At 50.7% G+C, this 18,517-nt stretch carries 18 protein-coding genes; 1 reads left to right on the plus strand and 17 read right to left on the minus strand.

The window, feature by feature from the left end; genetic code table 11:
• Positions 1-7 precede the first annotated feature (7 nt).
• The 13 genes from BBD41_RS01415 to BBD41_RS01475 all read right to left on the minus strand — a co-directional run bounded on the left by BBD41_RS01415 (position 8) and on the right by BBD41_RS01475 (position 12,612).
• Positions 8-1,618, minus strand: coding sequence for a response regulator (locus tag BBD41_RS01415; RefSeq protein ID WP_099476470.1), 1,611 nt, complete (start codon positions 1,616-1,618; stop codon positions 8-10).
• Entirely contained in the window at positions 1,593-3,377 is a 1,785-nt protein-coding gene (locus tag BBD41_RS01420; RefSeq protein WP_099476471.1) for a sensor histidine kinase, read from the minus strand. The genes BBD41_RS01415 and BBD41_RS01420 overlap by 26 nt, the downstream gene beginning before the upstream one ends.
• A gap of 87 nt (positions 3,378-3,464) precedes the next feature.
• Complete coding sequence (locus BBD41_RS01425) at positions 3,465-4,460, minus strand: alpha/beta hydrolase (RefSeq protein ID WP_157929255.1); 996 nt, start codon at positions 4,458-4,460, stop codon at positions 3,465-3,467.
• Positions 4,461-4,752: 292 nt separating this feature from the next.
• Complete coding sequence (locus BBD41_RS01430; protein ID WP_099476473.1) at positions 4,753-5,076, minus strand: hypothetical protein; 324 nt, start codon at positions 5,074-5,076, stop codon at positions 4,753-4,755.
• A 125-nt stretch (positions 5,077-5,201) separates the two neighbouring features.
• Complete coding sequence (locus BBD41_RS01435) at positions 5,202-6,176, minus strand: metallophosphoesterase family protein (RefSeq protein ID WP_099476474.1); 975 nt, start codon at positions 6,174-6,176, stop codon at positions 5,202-5,204.
• Complete coding sequence (locus BBD41_RS01440; protein ID WP_099476475.1) at positions 6,151-7,395, minus strand: MFS transporter; 1,245 nt, start codon at positions 7,393-7,395, stop codon at positions 6,151-6,153. The genes BBD41_RS01435 and BBD41_RS01440 overlap by 26 nt, the downstream gene beginning before the upstream one ends.
• Complete coding sequence (locus tag BBD41_RS01445; protein ID WP_099476476.1) at positions 7,392-7,859, minus strand: MBL fold metallo-hydrolase; 468 nt, start codon at positions 7,857-7,859, stop codon at positions 7,392-7,394. The genes BBD41_RS01440 and BBD41_RS01445 overlap by 4 nt, the downstream gene beginning before the upstream one ends.
• A gap of 141 nt (positions 7,860-8,000) precedes the next feature.
• Positions 8,001-8,768: a DeoR/GlpR family DNA-binding transcription regulator gene (locus tag BBD41_RS01450; protein WP_077565907.1), complete on the minus strand. Its 768-nt coding sequence runs from the start codon at positions 8,766-8,768 to the stop codon at positions 8,001-8,003.
• Between the two features lie 105 nt (positions 8,769-8,873).
• On the minus strand, positions 8,874-9,599 hold the full coding sequence (locus BBD41_RS01455) for a hypothetical protein (RefSeq protein WP_077565905.1): 726 nt from the start codon (positions 9,597-9,599) through the stop codon (positions 8,874-8,876).
• Positions 9,586-10,305, minus strand: a complete 720-nt coding sequence (locus tag BBD41_RS01460; RefSeq protein WP_099476477.1) for a fluoroquinolone export ABC transporter permease subunit — start codon at positions 10,303-10,305, stop codon at positions 9,586-9,588. Before BBD41_RS01460 ends, BBD41_RS01455 begins: the two co-directional genes overlap by 14 nt.
• Positions 10,302-11,156: an ABC transporter ATP-binding protein gene (locus BBD41_RS01465; RefSeq protein ID WP_099476478.1), complete on the minus strand. Its 855-nt coding sequence runs from the start codon at positions 11,154-11,156 to the stop codon at positions 10,302-10,304. Before BBD41_RS01465 ends, BBD41_RS01460 begins: the two co-directional genes overlap by 4 nt.
• Positions 11,153-11,785 carry a TetR/AcrR family transcriptional regulator gene (locus BBD41_RS01470; protein WP_223260440.1) on the minus strand — a complete coding sequence of 211 codons (633 nt, stop codon included), beginning with the start codon at positions 11,783-11,785 and terminating at the stop codon, positions 11,153-11,155. Before BBD41_RS01470 ends, BBD41_RS01465 begins: the two co-directional genes overlap by 4 nt.
• 218 nt (positions 11,786-12,003) lie before the next feature.
• Positions 12,004-12,612, minus strand: a complete 609-nt coding sequence (locus tag BBD41_RS01475) for a histidine phosphatase family protein (RefSeq protein WP_099476479.1) — start codon at positions 12,610-12,612, stop codon at positions 12,004-12,006.
• 100 nt (positions 12,613-12,712) lie between these two features.
• On the opposite strand from BBD41_RS01475, the gene BBD41_RS01480 reads away from it, so the two are divergent.
• A complete protein-coding gene (locus tag BBD41_RS01480; RefSeq protein WP_157929256.1) occupies positions 12,713-13,378 on the plus strand; it encodes an FAD-dependent oxidoreductase in 666 nt (221 codons plus the stop codon).
• Between the two features lie 182 nt (positions 13,379-13,560).
• Here BBD41_RS01480 and BBD41_RS01485 read toward each other — a convergent pair whose 3' ends face one another.
• From BBD41_RS01485 to BBD41_RS01500, 4 genes are all read right to left on the minus strand, one after another.
• The gene (locus BBD41_RS01485) at positions 13,561-14,826 is read right to left on the minus strand and encodes a Gfo/Idh/MocA family protein (RefSeq protein WP_099476481.1); all 1,266 of its coding nucleotides are present in this window, start codon (positions 14,824-14,826) and stop codon (positions 13,561-13,563) included.
• 34 nt (positions 14,827-14,860) lie between these two features.
• Positions 14,861-15,748 (minus strand): carbohydrate ABC transporter permease, encoded by an 888-nt coding sequence (locus BBD41_RS01490; protein ID WP_077565893.1) that lies wholly within the window; start codon positions 15,746-15,748, stop codon positions 14,861-14,863.
• Between the two features lie 15 nt (positions 15,749-15,763).
• Entirely contained in the window at positions 15,764-16,654 is an 891-nt protein-coding gene (locus tag BBD41_RS01495) for an ABC transporter permease (RefSeq protein ID WP_077565891.1), read from the minus strand.
• A gap of 109 nt (positions 16,655-16,763) precedes the next feature.
• On the minus strand, positions 16,764-18,488 hold the full coding sequence (locus tag BBD41_RS01500; protein WP_099476482.1) for an extracellular solute-binding protein: 1,725 nt from the start codon (positions 18,486-18,488) through the stop codon (positions 16,764-16,766).
• Positions 18,489-18,517 lie beyond the last annotated feature (29 nt).

The following is an 18,517-nucleotide window of genomic DNA, read 5'->3' on the forward strand; positions in this document are numbered from 1 at the left end:
CCGACTTTCATCCGGAGCCTGAGGTCCCGGCATGCTCCTGGCGGTATTCCAGCGGACTTTTGTCCATGTATTTTTTGAATATGCGGGAAAAGTGCGAGAAGTTGGCATAGCCGATCCGGGTCGCAATCGAACTGACGGACAGCTCGGTATTGGCCAGCAGCCCGGCTGCCATACTCAATCGCTGCTGCAGCAAATAGTCCGAGATAGACATGCCGGTCCCTTTCTTGAAGATTCGGGTCAAATAATCCGGGTTCAAAAACACATGGCTTGCAATATCCTCCCGGGACAAATCCTCGGACAGATGCTCGCGGATATAAGCTTTGACTTCCTCTACAACATTTGGCGAATGCTCCACTGAAGATGCAAAATCCATCGCCCTTTCAACGATATGGCGGATCCAAGCCAGCGCATTCGTAGCCGAGCGCGCCGATCTTGCATAAAGCTCCAAGGAACGGCTGTCCCTGAGAAGCTGATGCGCCTGGATGCCCTTCAGCTGGAGAACATAGTAGATCATTTGTTGAAAATCCTGTATGAACTGATTCAGCAAATCCGACGTAAGCAGGCTGGCTTCGACCTGAGCTCGGATATAGGCTTCCGCCTCCTTCAGCACCAGCCCGCTCGCCCCTTCTTTTAACAGCACCGCCCACATGCTCATATCGGGCAGATTCGACTGATGGCCGGTTAGCGGCTTCTCGTCCTTCAACATAAAGACATGATGATCGTAAGCCACATTGCTTTCGTTCATCCGATCCAATTGAATATACATCGAGGCAACCTCATGGCCGTGTGCCGGCTCCCCGATATAACAGGAAACCCCCGCATAAAAGTATTTCCTGCAAGCTTCGATGTACGTTTCACACCTGTCCTTGCTTGTATCATCATCCGCCGATGCCGGATCCCGGTTGATCAAGGCGAGCCAGCGTCCTTTGTCCAGCGGCACCAGCATGCCATGCTCGGACCGCTCCTGGATGAGCTCCTCGGCGGATTTGCGTATCGCGTATTCGATGATTTTCTCATCGCGCCGCGTGATTTCCTTATACCATCTCCGAACCTGAATCAGGATGGGAGTAAAAATCATATCCTCCGAATACGGAATATTGCGACTTTCGGCCTCCTTCTTAATGACCGCGGGGTCGCTTGGAATCGACTGATTCAGAATATCCAGCCAAAAACGCTCGACCAGCAGAGGCTGATGCTGCATCCAGTACTTGCCGTATTGACTGAATTCGGACTGCTCGCGCTCCTGCTCGAGCTTCCCGATCGCTTTCCGCATGACGGATTCAAGATCCGCAAACGGGACAGGCTTTAGTAAGTAATCAAAGCTTCCCAGTTGAATCGCCTGCTTAGCATACTGGAAATCGGCATGGCAGGTAAGGAAAATCGCAACGATTTCCGGATTGTACTCTCGTACCCACTCGAGCAGCTCCAAACCGGACCCTTGCGGCATTTCAATATCGCATAACAGAAGATCCACATGCTCCCGCCGGATGATTTCCATAGCCTGCCCGGCGCTGTGCGCAGTGAAAATCGCAGAAATGCCCAGCTTTGCCCATTCGACGCCTTGCTTGAGCACCTCCACGGCAATGACTTCATCATCCACGATCAGTAAATGACGCATCGTCGCTCAACTCCTTCCCATCCTGCACAGGGCTTACCGGAATGACGAGCTCGACGACCGCCCCGTGCGGATCGTCGTTATAGCAGTCCATCCTTGCCCGATTCCCGTATTGCAGGCGCAGCCGTTCCCGTACATTCCACAAGCCAATATGCTCTCTCCCGGCCTCTGCCGCTTGTCCGCTGCGGACCGCCTCCAGCACTTCATCTGTAAAGCCTTCTCCGGTATCCCGAACGGTCAGACATATGACCGGCTCTTCCGCCAAATCGTCAAGGAACGCTTCAATGACCAGCGTTGTCCGCACGTCGGCCCTTACGGCATGCTTGATCGTGTTCTCTACAATCGTCTGCAGCATCAGCGGAGGAACCGGGGTCTCGAGCAGATACTCCGGAACATGAATCTCGCTTTCGAATTGATAAGGGAGCCGCAGCTGTTGAATCCGCAAATAATTTCTCGTATGCTGCAGCTCATCCTTGAATAGAACCAGCGACTGGTTATTGCTCTGGAACATATATCTGAAGTATTGAACCAGACAGAGCGTCATCTCCTGGATCAATTCGTACCGCTTCACCTGTGCCAAGTGGTACAAAATATTCAAGGAATTCATGAAAAAATGCGGGTTGATCTGGAGCTGAAGCTGCTTCAGCTCTGCCCGCTGCTTGCTCAATTGCTCTTCATAGACGTCGATCTTCAGCTTTTCAATTTGCGACACCATCTGATCGAAGGTGCGGTATACCAGCTGAAACTCCTCGGGGGCGGACGGCATCTTCTCGATTCGCAAATTGAAGTTCCCTTCCCCGATTCTTCGCATTAACTGAACGATCTTCTGCAGCGGCCGAAGCAGCACTTTCCGCAGGAACCACAAGCTGACCGGCAGCAATAAAATAGCGAATGCCGAGAGGAAGGCAGCCGTTTTTTTCAGATATGGCAGATTTTCGAGGGTCAGCTTGTCCGGAATGACGGCGACCATGCTAAGCTCCGCTTTCTTTGATGTCTCTCCTACGATCAGATAGTCTTTATCCTTGCCTGACATGTAATAGCTGTTGAAACCATGAGTGAAATCCAACGCTTCATCTTGCAGGGGCTTCGTGCTGTAGAGCGGCTTCCCTTGGTCGTCGACGAACAGCATAGCTCCCGTTTCACCCGTGTTCAGAACCGACAACGGCGACATCAAGGTTTTAAGGGATACCCAGGACCCGATACTGATATGGTCATCCCTTAGTACCTTGATCGCATAATAGGTCCCTTCGATCACTTGCAGCTGCCAGTTCGCCTCCATTCCGTAGAAACGGTCCTGGTTTGTGCTGCTTTCCTGCAGGTATTCTCGCATTTTCAACAATCCGTTATAATTCATGGGCCCTTTGTATGCTTCCACAAAATCATGCCGCGGCAAAGAATATACGAAAAGCCCGTCGATGTAAGGATATACCGAAAGGTCGGAGGACAGCTTCCGGGAAACATCGCTTTTGGCCATCATATACGTATTGTCCGGCACGGCATCTTTCATCGTCAGCACACTGACCTCCGACCTGGACAGATTCACCAGATGCCGCTCGATCTCCGATAGCTGGTTATCGATCTGCCGCATTTGGATGGAGATCATATTTTTATTGGAAACCGCCACCTGGTTATGAATGACGTTCACACTGTAATAGCTCATATAAATCAGTAAAGCGATTAAAGGGATTGCCACGCCCAAAAGGCCAAGCACCAGCTTGACGCGAATCGAATTCCAAGGAATTGCCTTGATATGGCTAAACATGATGAGACTCCTCTCCTTGGTATTGAGCTATCCCCATCTTACTCTTCTCCCGATAAGAGTTGAAGCACCAGTCTTTGTCAGCATGGATCACCGCTCTAACAAATGCTCTTCTAAAAACGTTAACGTCATCTCAAAGCATTCCATGGCCTCTTTGGTGTTAAGCTGAAATTGATACTCGTGCTGCACCTCGCCATAGGACAACGGGTAAAACAATGATGTTACGGGCACGCTGGCCTCTTGAAGCCGCGCCTCCAATTCCTTGCCGTGATGCTCAAAAGAGCCCGTGTTGCCGTCCGTAATAAAGGTTGGCGGAAAATCGCCGGTCACATGGTTTGTTGTTGAAGCCTCTTCCGCTTCGGCGCCATCCTTCCAATCCCGCGTTCCAATATAGGCCCACCCCAGCTGATTCAGAAAGAACTTCTCGAATCTGCCGGTTACGCTCGCCAGCTGTTTGACGTTATACGGACCGCAATACAGGAGGGCGGCTTGCAGGGAATCCATCGGAACCGCTTGTTCAATTCCCATCCGCTGCGCCAAGTCGGCATTGGTCTGAATGGCGATGAATTGGGAGGCAATTTGGGCACCGGCGGAGTCTCCGCCGACAATGAGACGGTCCAAATCCAAGGACGGGTAATCCGCAAGCTCCTTCAGGTGCAGATAAACCTCCGTCATTTGAAGGACCGGTGCCGGGTATCGTGCCTCAGGAGCCACCTCATAGTTCATGCTGACGACCGCATAGCCTTCGCTGGCCATCATCGTACACCAATGGGCGGTACCCGATTTATCTCCTGACACAAATGCGCCCCCGTGCACCCATAGAATCGTGGGCAGTTTGCCGGCACGGTCTTTGGGAAGGTATATGTCCATATTGTTGGATTTAAATGCTGAAGGGTATGGGAGGTCTTGATGAACCTCTACCACTTGCTGAAGCTCCGCCCAATTCAAAGGTGCTGCGGGCGATGCTTCGGGCTGGCTGCGCAGCCAATAGATGAAGGGAACGGGCGTTAGATTGACAAGCAGAAGCCCTCCTATGATAACAAAAACGATGATGGACAGCATCCATTTTATAATCTTCCATATCAATATGCTTCTCTCCTTAATGCTTCTTTGGTGACGACATTCTACCCCCATTTCCTCCGTGCGATCTACCGTTTATCCGACTTCTTCGTTGACTTTTGCCGACTTTCCAAGGACTTGTAAGGGCATAACCGGCATCCGGCAAGCATGATTTCAGAACTTGACAGTTACAGATCGTACCTATGCCTCACCAAACAAAGAAGCCGCCAATCGGCGGTTTCTTTAGCTCTCCTTGTATCCGGATAAAGTATTTATGATTGCCACATTCTCTATTAAAAGTGGTCTTTTCCCGAAAGGCTCAGATCTCATTAATAACGGAACCGATGAGCGCCAGTATGAAAACGACGACCACCGCTACCGATAAAACCGCAATTCGGATACCAATACGGGCCAGCCAATACTTTTTCGCAATCCGCTCGTTGATAGACTCCATATAATAAGCCCCGGCCGCAAGAAGAAAGAACAGCCCATTAAAAATGTAATCTCCAGCGGATTTCGGCTCGGGGGTGTATGCTTGGAATCCGATTGTGTTTCTCATACCTTCATCTCTAGGAAAAACCGCCATGATAGCAGCCATGATGATGTGTAATACCAAAAAACAGATGATAATCGTTCCGACCATCAATATGCCTCCTATTAAGTATGAACCGATTCGATTTTCTAGCAGGGAAGTTCCTTTTAAATATAGATGAAGAGCAGCTGCCAGGGCAACTGCTCTTGGATAGAAGCTTTACTAATAAGGACACTTTATTGATGGTTCTGCCGAGCACCCGGCTCATGTAGGGGCATTTCCCCGATCAATCCGTCGCTCTGGCGAATCCACGTCTCAAGCTGCCGCTCGCCCGCTATGATTCGAATGATTCGTGCGCCCGTCGGGAATTTATCCATCCGTACACCGTCTACATAACTGACATAACGCGTAGACCTGCCGTAACAAAGGCGGATGCCGTGCAGCATTCCGGAATAATCGTTCGAGTGGTCATGGCCGACAAAAGTGCCCATCACATCCCCCATTTCCACCATCGCCGCGAACAAGCCTGAATTCACTTTAGGTGAGCTGATCCACTCGCTGCAATGGCCCTCGCACACAGAGGTCTCCCACACCTTCTTGTATTCCGGCAGCGGAATATGGAAAAATGCCAGTGCCGGCAAAGGCGTCCCGCCGTTCTGTTCGGCCAATCGCCGGGATTGGGAGACGTACCATTCGATTTGATCACGGCGGATCCAGTCGTATCCACCCACTGCCTCTGTCGCGGAGTAATCGCCGCTGTCAAGGAAAAACAACGCAGCAGCCGGCTTCCCCGCTTGATCGTCAACCGTCAGCACATAATTTCCCGCTCCGCTCAACCCCGGAGGATCCGGTTTGGCGACGCAATATGCATGACGTAGCTGCTCCTCATGCATCCTCTTTCGGGGAACATTTCCCTCCGAATCATGATTGCCAAACACCGCCGCCCACGGCACGCGGTTTTCTTCAGCAGCAGCAACCGCGCTGCGGAATGATTGGAGCGGATCCTTGCTCCTTGCGCTTGCAATCAAATCTCCCGCGAATACAACAAGATCCGGCTGCTCAAGAGCGATGATCCTGTCCATCGCCGCCCTCGTCATTGAGTCGAGCAGCGGCGTCTCCGGATCCAGATCCTCCGCATCTATAAACTCAACATCGGAAAACTGTACGATAACAAACGTGCCGTCCTCACGAAATGTCAGCTTCTTCTCCAAGGACTCTCCTCCCTTTCCTCGTACCATCCTGCCAGTACCATAATCCGATCCCAATAAATACAGCTGCGCATGCCAGATACATGGAAGTCATGCCATACTGCAATCCGACCACCCAGTATATCAGCGTCGGGCCGATTGCAGCTCCTAAATCGGTAGATACGGAATAAGCGGTCATGACGGTAATGACCGATGTTTTCTTCGCTGCGTCGGATGCCATAGCGTCCATCACGGTGCCAAGTGCTGTGCTGGTAATCATAACGAAAATAACGATACCGATCCATATGCCTATCGGCAGCTGCCACGGCAGCAAAGCATAACCTGCCGCAGCGCCCGCCAGCGATACCATAAACAGAGGAAGCCTTCCTCTCGGCCCATCGGTATGATGTCCGAACCAGCTGGCCAGGAACGGCTCCCATGCACAGCGTAGTGCCGTCAATACGCCGCCTAAAGCGGTGCTTCCGATCATCCACCCGAACCAAGGGATCCCGCCGGGATGGCTTGTGTCGATGAGATACGTAAGCGTCGCGCCGAACACGGCGTGCAGCAGCGATATTATTAATCCGCTAATCACGATTTTTTTGACTTGCAGCGACCAGACCGAGTCCCCCGCACCGCGAGGTGAATCCATCCGATGCGTCCCCGAAGCTTTTCCCTCGCTTATGGATACGGCGATGAGCGGAAGCCCGATCAAAGCCATGATCCCGAATAGTATGGAGACGGATTGCAATCCGATCATGGGCACAAGCACCCCTCCGAACAGTACGCCGACCAAGCTGCCAAGTCGCCACAATCCGTTATACGTACCCATCAAGCGCCCCCGATTCGAATCGTCGGAATAGCGGATGACGGTCAAATATCCGCCCATTCGCAGCAAGGACCATGCAATCCCCCACACGGCACGAAGGGCGATCCATAGCACGAACCCTTCGAACATGCCGTATCCCGCTGTCGTAAGCGCCGCCAGCCCGACGGACATAAACAGACCGGTACGCAGCGACATGCGGTGATACAGCCACCCGATCAGGGGGTTAAGGGGGAGCCTGACGAGACGATTGACAGATAGCAGTACGCCGACCTGCCAAAGCGCGTCCAGTCCCGCTTCCTTCCAATATACCGGCAAAACGATATACAGCATCGAATCACCGAAGAGAGTCAGTGCGGTAACGATACCGACAATCACAATCTGTCGCCGTTCTTTGGCGCCGTCCCCGCCCGTCATAAATCGACGATCAAGCCATCATAGGCAACCTTGATGCCGGAAGGCTCAAAGGCACGCTCAAACTCATCATGCATAAAGCCGAAGGCGAACCTGTCTCCGGCATCCGGACCAATCGCAGATATGCTTTGGCTAACCGCCGCATCGTTGCCGTAAATATGTAAGGGTTGATCGATGCCATGGGCAAACCCGTCTACTCGGTTGTACAGATCCGATGGCTGGAAATGATCGTAATGCGTACGCGTGAGTAACAGATGCTCTACCGCCCCCAAATCGATCCCGTCACGCAGCGCCTGCATGTGGGAATCTGCGGAGTAGTCGACCTTGATCATGCCATCAATCAATACAGAGCTTCTCGTTCGAATGTTTTTTCCTCCAAGCGATCTTGCGTTGCGACAGGCGTCACAGCGGCAATACGGATTAGGGAATCCTTCCGCAGCAGCCGTTCCAAGAAAATGAACCTTCATTTGTACGCTCTCCTTCCTTTGAAAAGCAATCGAGTTTAATGGCATTGATCAATACAAATAATACCACATAAATACAATCAATCACACATGAAAAAACGATCCCGGGTTTGCCAAAAACCAGGAATCGTTTGCCGCTTCTACCTATTTATATACGATATCGATGCCACTCTTGCTGAATTGATCAACCAGCTTCTTATCGATGTTCGAATCCGTTACAAACCGTTCGACTTCGCTTGCCCCGCATACTTTGATCAACGAGTTTTGTCCGAACTTGCTGCTGTCTGCGAGGGCAATGGTTCGCTTGGCGTTGGCGTGCATGATTTTTTTCACCTGAACCTCGCCGATGGCGTTATCCGTAATCCCCGCTTCTAACGTAACCCCGCTCATGCTCATAAAAAATAAATCCGCGTGAAAGCGGGATGTAAATTCCTCCGTCAGATCGCCGATGATGCTCAGCTCTTCATGACGAATGACGCCCCCGGTCATGATTACCGTATATCCTGGCATCGTGACGAGCTCATTCACAATCGGAAGCGAGTTGGTAATAATCGTTAGTCGGTCGAATTTCGTCTTCAGCACCTTAGCAATCTCCGTGTTTGTCGTACTTGGGTCCAGCGCGACGGACATTCCTTCGGTCACATAACGAACCGCGATTTGAGCCAGCTCCTTCTTCTCTTCCATAAAGATCGATTCACGGATCGGAAGCGGAATTTCGTGGCTGTAATCCGGATCTCTCGGAATCGCCCCGCCGTGCACCCGGCGCAGATAGCCTTCGCTTTCCAGGTATTCAAGGTCCCGTCTAATCGTCTCGAACGAAACCCCGAAATGCTCCATGAGCTCTGACGCCCGAATCGATTTGTCCTGATTCAATTTCTGAATGATGATTTGATGCCGCTGTTCAGCAAACAACTGCTCCACTCCTTACTTGCCATTACTTCTTAACTAGAAGTTTACCATAAATGGGATCTATCCACCCGGGCCGGCTGTTTCTGCAGCTTATCTAACAAGAGCGATCTATTCTTGCTTGTTCTTGAACACAGTGACCATAAAATAAAGACAAGCAAGATGTAACACCAAGCCCATCAAGAAGTAAACAAATACGGGCAAAGGCTCGTTATGCATGGTCAGATCAAGGACCTTTGCCGGCCAATAGCTAGGAAACAAAGCCCCAAGCGCCTGCCAAGCTCCTGGAACGAAATGAACCACCACAGGACCTATAATGAACAATCCTCCTATTTTGGATAAGGCCAGCCCCTCCACTTTATTTGATGAGAATGCGGCGAGAAAGAGTGAAAACATCGGCGATTCCAATGCCAGCAGCAGCAAAGCATACAGCGTCTCCCATCGAAACTCCGTCATTGTGGACCATTGCAAATAGATAGCGGACAACACGATGCACAGCAGGGTTGGAAGCGCCAATCTATACAGTAAATACCCCTTGTGCATCAATGGCGTAACCGCGTAATAGGCTATCATGTTCTCATCCCGTTCGTCGAGCATAAGCAGCCCCGTAAGCATCCCTGTCAACATCGGGATCGTCACCGCCAACAAAGATGCAACAAAGCCACGATATTGCTCAAGATTAAACGAATAATTCATGTCAAGCCAATGAACGGCTATAGGAAAACCGAACCTGGACAGGAAGATAAGCACCAGCGGACCGATCATATCCGCCATGAGCACAGGGTCTTTCAATGCGTGCTGAAGATCCTTCGTCATCAGGGCTTTATATTTTGCCACTGCCATCCCCTCCTTCACCGATCTGCATCAGCACATTTCGTGAATATGAGCGTTGTGCCCAGATATATGCTGCGGCATTCCAGATCAATAGGATGAATACGTAAAGAAGGGGATTTACGGACAGGCCGCCAGAAGGAGAACCGAGTAATCGGAGTGTTCCTTCGGTCGGAAGCAGGAGAAACAGATCCGTATGCCATAAATGAAAGTAGCCCAGCAATGGAAGGACAAATGGCAAAGCGTAGACTTGCACCATCAGAATAAAACCATTGATGGTACGATGTCGTGCCGCCACGCCTATCGATAGCAAGGTCATAAAGGTTGACGTCAGGACGATACCTACAGAAAAAGCAAGCGGTGACTGCGGAAGGCTGCCGCTCGCCGCATGAATGGCCCATCCTGCCGCAAGGGACAAGACGGACAGCGATCCGGCCTTCGCCAGCAAATAATCCCGAATATGAACCGGCGTGACGAACAGCGGATCGTGGACGCCTTGGTCCCTCTCCAACAAAACCATCCCGCCTGCCATGATAAGTCCTAAAGCTGCAGGATCACTGAAGGTCAGCGCTATTGCCGTCGTCTCCTTATATGTCTCTGGAATGAACCGAAGCAGAATCCAATAGCAGACACAAACGAATACATAAACGAAATAGAATCCATGACGCCATTGGAATCGCAGGTCGAATATCAACAGGGATAAGCCTTTCATATCAGCTGCCTCCCCGTCACCTCGATAAAAATTTGTTCAAGGGATGCCTCCTGCGAATGAATCGTTTCGAGCATATCATTCTTAATGATCTTAAGAAATTGATCATTCCCGCCGATTCCGTCAAGAGGAAATAAGGCTTCCTTTAACTGGCCGTTCTTGCGATATTCGACGCGAAGCTCCTTCCTTCCCTTGCGCAGCTTCAATTCTCTTGGCGAATCGATCAGTTTGATTTCACCGTCGACAATAAAGGCTACCCGATCGCAAAGCTCCTCTGCCGCTTGCATATTATGCGTTGTGATCAGGACGGTCTTCCCCGCCGCCTTTTTCGCCAGTATCAATTCCTTCATCCGTTTCGCGTTCACCGGGTCCAAGCCGGAGGTGGGCTCATCCAGAAAAAGGATATCCGGATCGTGCAGCAGCGCCCGGCAGAAGTTCAGCCTCATCTTCATCCCTTTGGACAGCTGGGACACCTTCATGTTTGCGGCATCTGCAAGATTGACTTGCTCCAGCAGACGCATAGGATCCTCGGTTTTTCCCTTGTAGAGGGAGCGAAAGAGCTTTAAATTCTCAAGAACCGTAAATTTGCTGTAGAAGTTCGGGAATTCAAAGGCAACCCCGATTCGTTCGTAATAGTCGGGACCGATATCCCTGATCTCGCTGCCCATTACTTTTACACTTCCCTGGTAGCCCTTCAGCACGCCGATCAGCAGCTTTTGAGTCGTACTTTTACCCGCGCCGGAAGGACCGAGGAATCCGAAGATTTCTCCGGCAGGGATCACAAAATCCAGTCCGCACAGTGTTTGCTCGCTCCGGTTCGGATAGGTAAAATGAAGACCTTTTACTTCGATCATACCGGCTCGTCTCCTTCAGCAGGCCTTGACACCGCAAGCATACCAGCCGATAACAATTCGACCAGCAGCTCGATCGATGCCGCATATTGGGCCTCTCCGATGTCATTCTTGTGAAGTGACAGCAAGGCCAAGGATCGAATCATCCCCACAATCGATTCGGAAGGGATACCGGATAAAATGCCCGCTCTTTGCCAGGCCGTAATGATCGGCAAGAGCGCTTCTTGATCCTCCCTAAAGTTGCGTTCTAGCTGCGCCTTGGGCAACTTCCTGAATAACATTTCCAACTCGCCACGATCCATCATTTTCCGGAGGAGCGGGCTTTCATCCATCATTCTTATTGAATAGGAAAGGAATCGCCGGATGCCTTCCTTGCTGTTAACCTTCTCCGGAGGGAATAAATCCAGCACAGCATTGCGGATACGCTGTTCCTCTTCCAGCAGCAGTTCATAATACAATTCCTCTTTCGAGGCGAAAAACATGTAAAACGAACCTTGGGCAATACCGGCAGCCTTCGTCAAATCCTCCACGCTCGTTTTGCGAAGACCTGCCGTTTCAAATTGGTGCCGCCCCTCCGAAAGCAATTTCTGACGGATCCATTCGCGTTCCTGCTCGGAAAACTTTTTTGGCATGTAGCTGTTCACATCCTTCATGAATCTAATTATGATTTTATGAATGATTTTATTTTATATTCACAAAAATACAGCTGCATGCTCCGAATGTCAATAGTTCGTTTTAGGACTGCGTTTGCCATCATATTGCAATCATCAAGGGTTAGAGGGCCGCTCGACGAACAAGCCGCCTAATGTAGGGCTGCCTGTTATCAGTGTATAGTAGAACTCCAACAGCTTTATCCCAAAAGGAGTAAGTGCGTTATAGTTGCAAAATCGATTAATACAGGTCGCCCATCAACGTATTTTATATGAGTAATAGAACACTCAGGGACCAGTCGACTCTGCGCTTGAACAAAGTCCGGGTGATACGCATTCAACTCATCTTGGGAAAATTCGTTTACCATAAAGTCCGTAATTAATCCGCCATGGGTCACGATCACGATCTTCTCATTTGGGTGTTGTGCCGAAAGCTCCACTAAGCATGAAGACAACCGTTCGCCTGCCTTGCGAGCTGAATCTCCGACCGGGGGGACAAAATCTCTTTCCCGGGTGCAGCGATTCCACATCCCGATAAACTCTTGAAATGTTTGTCCGGGTAGATCTCCCCAGTTTGCCCGCTCCCTTAACCGAATCTCTACCATGAAAGGTTTATTGACAGCTTCAGCAATGATTTTAGCGGTCTGCTTGGCTCGATTAAGGGGACTGCAGCAGATTCTGCTTATGGGCACATTACGAAAATAGGCTGCTGTCATCCGAGCCTGCTGTATCCCTAAGGGGGAAATGGACACATCTCCAATTCCTTTCTGCTTTACGGCATGTCTAACCAGGTAAAAGCCCGTGCTCATTCCAACACTCCTCCCAATGCATATGTTTTGATGGTTATTAAATTTAACGTTCATCTAATTAGATTGTAGCATGGGGTTGATACATTGGGAAGTCCGATTAGTGAATAAGAAAACCGCAAATCTACTCGTGAACCATTGGGCGATTTATGGCCGCACAAGATTGGTTCATGAAAAGGATAGGCCATTGATGCCTGAAGTACTGAAAACAAGCGGTATCCACGCTATCGGCCGTTCAGGCGACGGCATCTTTTTTACGACGATGGCCTTTCGCGAATCTCCGCATGCAGCTTTCTCCCGAATGGGAGTCGCGCAGCCGCCTCCCTTGGTTGATGATTATACCATGTGGGCTGTTCTCATGCCCAAAGAACGGTTCCAACAATATCAAACAACCTCTGACCCCGACTTGCTGTTTCGGGTGGCCCAAAACATTTCGCGAAACTTTCACCCGGTGATCCAGCGTCTGATCCAGCATGCGGACGTAGATTATACGATGAGAGTCACATTCAAGGCTGGAAGAAAACCCTCCGTTTGGCCGAACGCACGCGTTATTTTTATGGGTGATGCGGTCCATGCCATGCCTCTTACCGGAGCGCATGGGGGCAACACGGCCTTGCGTGATGCACGTCTCCTCGCCGACAAGCTTGAGACTGCGATGAAGCAGGAAGAGGATTTTGAAACAGCGATAGCCGATTATTATCATGAAATGAGTAAATATGCGTTCCGCGAGGTTGAAGCATCAAAGACCATGATGAAACGATTCCGATGAAAAATCCGGTCATGCGATGGACGATGTTAAGTGCGATCCCTTGGATTCGATCCTTGACGAACCCGTCACTTACGATTGATTAACCAATCCATGTCAATAGACGATTAAGCAACGATTAATAATGAAAATGCCGATCTTGAAAGACCGGCATTTTGTCTATTCTTTTGTCATTTCTTTGTGAATCATTTGGCGGTATATCGCTGTCGAAATTCATCAAGACGAATAACCGATCCCTCGATTCGGGATTGCTCGGCCGCAAAGGCCATCAGGTGGCTCTGCACCGATCGGTCCGCCGAGGTGAGTCCTTGCGTATGACCCCCGTCGCGGACCAGCTTCAGAAAATCCTTAATCAGCCGCATGTCCCCGCCCCCATGACCGACATGACCGCCCATATCCTCAAAGGAAATCCTTTCGACCTTCCCGCTGCCAAAATGAATGATCTCGATTTCGTTTTTTTCCATGGCTCCCCGGATCTCACCGCGCGTTCCCATCAGCTTGATCGTCCGGCTCACGTCCCTTGTAAAGGCACTCATCGTAAATGCTGCCGTGACGCTGTTCGAAAACTCTAAATTCACCACCTGGTGATCAACCACGTCGTTATCGCAATGGTAAACGCATCGGCCGTACGGCCCTTCCTGCAGCGCCTTATACCGCGCACTGTAGCTCATGTCGTCGCTGATGGCGGAGGTCGGCCAGTTCGTATCCGCCGTTAGATATAAATTCGGCGCATAGTACAGGCATTCATCCGCTGCCGGGCACCCGTCGAGACAACGCAGCGGTGCTCCTTCCGGCGCTTCGGCAGCCGTAAAATGAGTGAGTGAACCGAAGGAGGATACCCGAACGCAGTCCGCATCCGCCAGCCAAAGCAAAATGTCCAGGTCATGGCAGGATTTTGCCAGAATCATAGGGCTGGATTCGTCCTTGCGGCGCCAATTTCCTCTTACAAAGCTGTGTGCCTGATGCCAGTACCCCACATTTTCATTATGCTGGATGGACATCAGGCGGCCGATCACGCCCTTTTCCAGCAGCTCTTTCAGCGTCCGGAAGAACGGCGAATACCGGAGCACGTGGCAGATTGAAAACACCTTGCCCGCCTTCGAAGCCATCTCCCCCATCCGTATGCATTCTTCCGGATCCGGCGACATCGGCTTCTCGAGCAGCACATGATAGCCCGCCTGAAGCGCGCGCATCGTCGGCTCGAAATGCTGCTTATCCTGGGTGCAGATCAGGACGGCGTCAGCCATCTTGGGCGCGGCAAAAAATGCGTCCCAATCCTCGAAGCAATGGGCATCATCGATCCAATGCCTATGCTTAAAGCTCTCTCTTCGCTCCCGAACCGGCTCCGCCACGGCGGCGACTTCGAGCTCCATGGGGTGCTGCAATGCATACTCCAGATAATTGATTCCGCGAAGCCCGGCTCCGATTAATGCAACCGACACTTTTTTCATATAATAGCTCTCCCCTTCCCGCTTGCTCGTTCCTTTATTCCTTCACGCTGCCGACGGTTATTCCTTTAACAAAATATTTCTGCAGGAATGGATAGACGAGCATAATCGGAAGCGCACCCATAAAGATTTGGGCCGTTCGGAGCGTTTTCTCGCTTAAATTCTCCATCGCCTTGAGCTGTTCGATCGAGATGGACGTCATTTGCGAGTTTATGGACATGATCAATGTCGACAGGTACGTCTGGAGCGGGTATTTCTCCGGCGAGTTGAGATACAGGATGCCGTCGAACCACGAATTCCAGTGACCCACGATGGTGAACAAGCCGATGGTCGCGATGGACGGAAGGGATACAGGCAGATAAATGCTCCATAACACCCTCCAGTGTCCGGCCCCGTCAATTGTAGCCGCTTCATCCAGCTCTTTGGGGATCGTCCGGAAGAAGTTCAGCATCAGCACCATGTTCCATACGTTAAGCGCGCCTGGGAGAATCAAAGCCCAGATCGAATCGATGAGTCCCGTATTTTTAACCGTAATGTAGGTCGGAATCAATCCGCCTCCAAAAAACATCGTAATGGCAAAAAACCATACATAAAGCGTCCTGTGCTTGAATTGCTCCCTCGATTTCGATAGCGGGTATGCCGTAATGAATATCAAGAACATATTGACGGCCGTTCCCAGGACGACCCGCTCCAGCGACACCCCGAACGAGAGGAAAAATTCCACCTTCTCTCCAAGATACCGATAAGCATCTACATTAAAACCAACCGGCCACAGCTTCACTTCACCGGCCATGGCGGCGGTATTCGAACTTAATGAAATCGAAAGCAAATGAATGAATGGAATAATGCCAAGTACAGTAATCGTCGTAAGCAGCAGCGTATTCAACAAAACAAACAGCCTTCTGCTCATCGTTGGTCTGTGCATTTCTCTCCCCCCAGCCTAAAAGATCCGGTAATTGTTATATTTGTAGGCCGCATAATAGGTCACGGACACCAGGACAAGCGAAATGACCGATTTAAACAGCCCGACGGCGGCCGCCGGTCCGAACTGCTGGCTGAACATGCCGAGCCGATACACAAACGTGTCGATAATATCCGAGCCTTCATAAACCGTCGGATTATACATAATCAGGATCTGCTCGAAGCCCGCATTCAGGATTCCCCCCAGGCTTAGCACGGCAAGAAGAATGACGATCGGAGCCATGCCCGGCAGCGTGATATGGAGCATTTGCTTCCATTTCCCCGCACCATCAACTTCAGCAGCCTCATAAAGGTTCGCATTGATCCCCGCGATGGCAGCGAGCATCACGATCATGTTATAGCCCATGCCCTTCCAGACGTCCGAGCCGATGATGATCCCGCGGAACCAGTCATTATCCAGCATGAACATGATCGGCTCCATGTGAAAGGCAGTCAGCAACCCATTCACCGGACCGCTAAGCGAGAATAATTCGATAATGACACCGCCGAGAACCGTCCAGGATAGGAAGAATGGCAGAAAAATAGCGGATTGCACAAACCGGGAAAACCACTTTCGGGTGACCTCGTTAAGCAGCAGGGCAAGTATTAGCGGCACAAGCAGATGCAGGACCATCTTAAATAAGGAAATGACAAGCGTATTCCACATGACCTGCTTGAAATCCGGCAGCCCGAACACGTACTGAAAATTTTCAAATCCAACGAATTCGGAGTGAAAAAAGCCGGACAGCGGCTCAAATTGTTGAAACGCCATAACCAGGCCTACCATCGGCCCATAGGCGTATATCAGTGTCACAATAACACCGGGCAGCAACATCAAGTGGAGCAAATATTCTTTTTTCAGCGTTCTCACAGCTGGACCTCCCGGACATTTCAGGATATGGCAACGAAAGCATGATAAATTTGTAAAACGGGGGGAGGCGCCGGTAACCGGCAGCGCTTCCTCCCCGTCTTTAAAATGGCTATTTTACGGCTTGCTGGCTGTACCAATTGTTGACCTCTTGCGTAATTTCGTCGCCGCCGAGCGACTTCCAGCTGGCAACAAACTTATCGAACTCATCCACGGAAGACCCCATAATAATTTTGGTGAAGGTCTCCTGCATAAGCTTATCCAGCTGGGCCCCCTTCTCCACCTGCGTGGCCGTTGGAAGACCATAGAACTCATGGTTGACAAACGCCTGGTTTTCTTTGATTTGGCGGGTCAAGCCCCAGCCCCCGTCCTTCGCTGCGCGGCTGAAATATTGTCCCCAATTCACGCCTTTGCTCGCGTTTGACGTATCGCCTGCCAAGTAATCCTTGGTGGCTTTGAAGACGTCGGCGACGTTCTTGTAATTTTCATCATCCAGCGTAATTTCCGTCTGATTCGCTTCGAGCGCTTTGTTCACTTCGGTATAAATCGTTTCGATCTGGGCAGGGTTGTAGATCCGCGGACTGAACCAGTTGTATACATAGCCCTTCTCCGCCTGGTTCTGATTCAAATACTCCTTATTTCCCATTTCAATATAAAAATTGATCATTTTAATAGCAGCTTCAGGGTTCTTCATCTTCTTATTGACCGCATAGACCTTGTCACCCCGGATTTTAGGCACCAGCGATTTGCCCGGACCGTCTAAGCCAGGAATTTGAATGGCGATCCAGTCTGCGTTTGGATCTTTATCCACATTCAGGTTCAGCGGCCAGTTCGGATACCACCATTCCCCGTAGGAAATGCCGACTTTGCCTGCTGTGATGTCTTCGACCGCTTTGTTCTCATCCTTGAGCGCGAACTCTTTATCCAGGATGCCTTCTTTGTACCAGGATTGCAGCTTGCCAAGCGCTGTCTTTACTTCCGGCTGGATCAGACCCGGAAGCAGCTTCCCGCTGCCGTCTTGAATCCAGGCCGTTTGACCGTCGCCCATGGACGGATAAGCCCCAAATCCGTTAAAGAACCCCCTTGCGTCAAAGCCCCAGAAGAACAAATTCTTTTGCAGCACGACTCCGTAGGTGTCGTTCTTACCGTTTTGATCCGGATCCTGCTGGACAAATGCTTTGGCGACCATTTCCAGCTCGTCCATGGTTTTAGGAGGTTCAAGCTTCAGGTTGTCGAGCCAGTCCTTGCGAATCCAGAGCAGCTGCGTCGATAAGAAAGGGTCCTCAAAAGCCGGGATTCCTAACTGTTTGCCGTCCTGGGAATAGGTCTTCATCGCGAAACCGCCGTCAGACTCCATATACTTCTTTAATGTCGGCGATGCGTAATCGTTGTAGGCTTCGGTCAGATCGGCAAGCATCCCCTGTTTCTTCAGCTTTTCGAAATTTTTACCGTCCAGCTCCAAAATATCCGGCAGGTCGCCGGAAGCCAAGGCAAGCGAAAACTTTTGACTAAACTGGCTGGATGGGACCGTCCATTTGTATTTCACTTCAATGTTCAGCATTTCTTTCAAATCTTTAAGATAAGCATTCTGCTCAGGCGTAATGCCCTTCGGCGTCCGGGGATCTTCCGGCGGATTAAAGCCCATTACCTCCGTTACGGTTACCGTCTCGGGATATTTCCCCAACGGATCAGGCGGAGCTGCCGTACCGCCCTCTTCTTTGGCCGCGGCTTGCGGCTGGTTACCTGCGGGCTCTTTTCCTTGCCCTGAACAAGCAGATATGACAAATAGCGACAACGCGGCAAGCAAAATCATTTTCCATGGCTTGATTCTCTTCATGTCGATGGCTTTCCCCCTTCGGATCGTTT

It is taken from the genome of Paenibacillus ihbetae, from assembly GCF_002741055.1.
Classification (GTDB): domain Bacteria; phylum Bacillota; class Bacilli; order Paenibacillales; family Paenibacillaceae; genus Paenibacillus_AQ; species Paenibacillus_AQ ihbetae.

Coding starts and splice junctions, on each gene's coding strand:
- BBD41_RS01415 (WP_099476470.1), bottom strand. CDS start 1,618: ATGCGTCATTTACTGATCGTGGATGATGAAGTCATTGCCGTGGAGGTG.
- BBD41_RS01420 (WP_099476471.1), bottom strand. CDS start 3,377: ATGTTTAGCCATATCAAGGCAATTCCTTGGAATTCGATTCGCGTCAAG.
- BBD41_RS01430 (WP_099476473.1), bottom strand. CDS start 5,076: ATGGTCGGAACGATTATCATCTGTTTTTTGGTATTACACATCATCATG.
- BBD41_RS01440 (WP_099476475.1), bottom strand. CDS start 7,395: ATGACGGGCGGGGACGGCGCCAAAGAACGGCGACAGATTGTGATTGTC.
- BBD41_RS01445 (WP_099476476.1), bottom strand. CDS start 7,859: ATGAAGGTTCATTTTCTTGGAACGGCTGCTGCGGAAGGATTCCCTAAT.
- BBD41_RS01460 (WP_099476477.1), bottom strand. CDS start 10,305: ATGAAAGGCTTATCCCTGTTGATATTCGACCTGCGATTCCAATGGCGT.
- BBD41_RS01465 (WP_099476478.1), bottom strand. CDS start 11,156: ATGATCGAAGTAAAAGGTCTTCATTTTACCTATCCGAACCGGAGCGAG.
- BBD41_RS01470 (WP_223260440.1), bottom strand. CDS start 11,785: ATGCCAAAAAAGTTTTCCGAGCAGGAACGCGAATGGATCCGTCAGAAA.
- BBD41_RS01475 (WP_099476479.1), bottom strand. CDS start 12,612: ATGAGCACGGGCTTTTACCTGGTTAGACATGCCGTAAAGCAGAAAGGA.
- BBD41_RS01485 (WP_099476481.1), bottom strand. CDS start 14,826: ATGAAAAAAGTGTCGGTTGCATTAATCGGAGCCGGGCTTCGCGGAATC.
- BBD41_RS01490 (WP_077565893.1), bottom strand. CDS start 15,748: ATGCACAGACCAACGATGAGCAGAAGGCTGTTTGTTTTGTTGAATACG.
- BBD41_RS01500 (WP_099476482.1), bottom strand. CDS start 18,488: ATGAAGAGAATCAAGCCATGGAAAATGATTTTGCTTGCCGCGTTGTCG.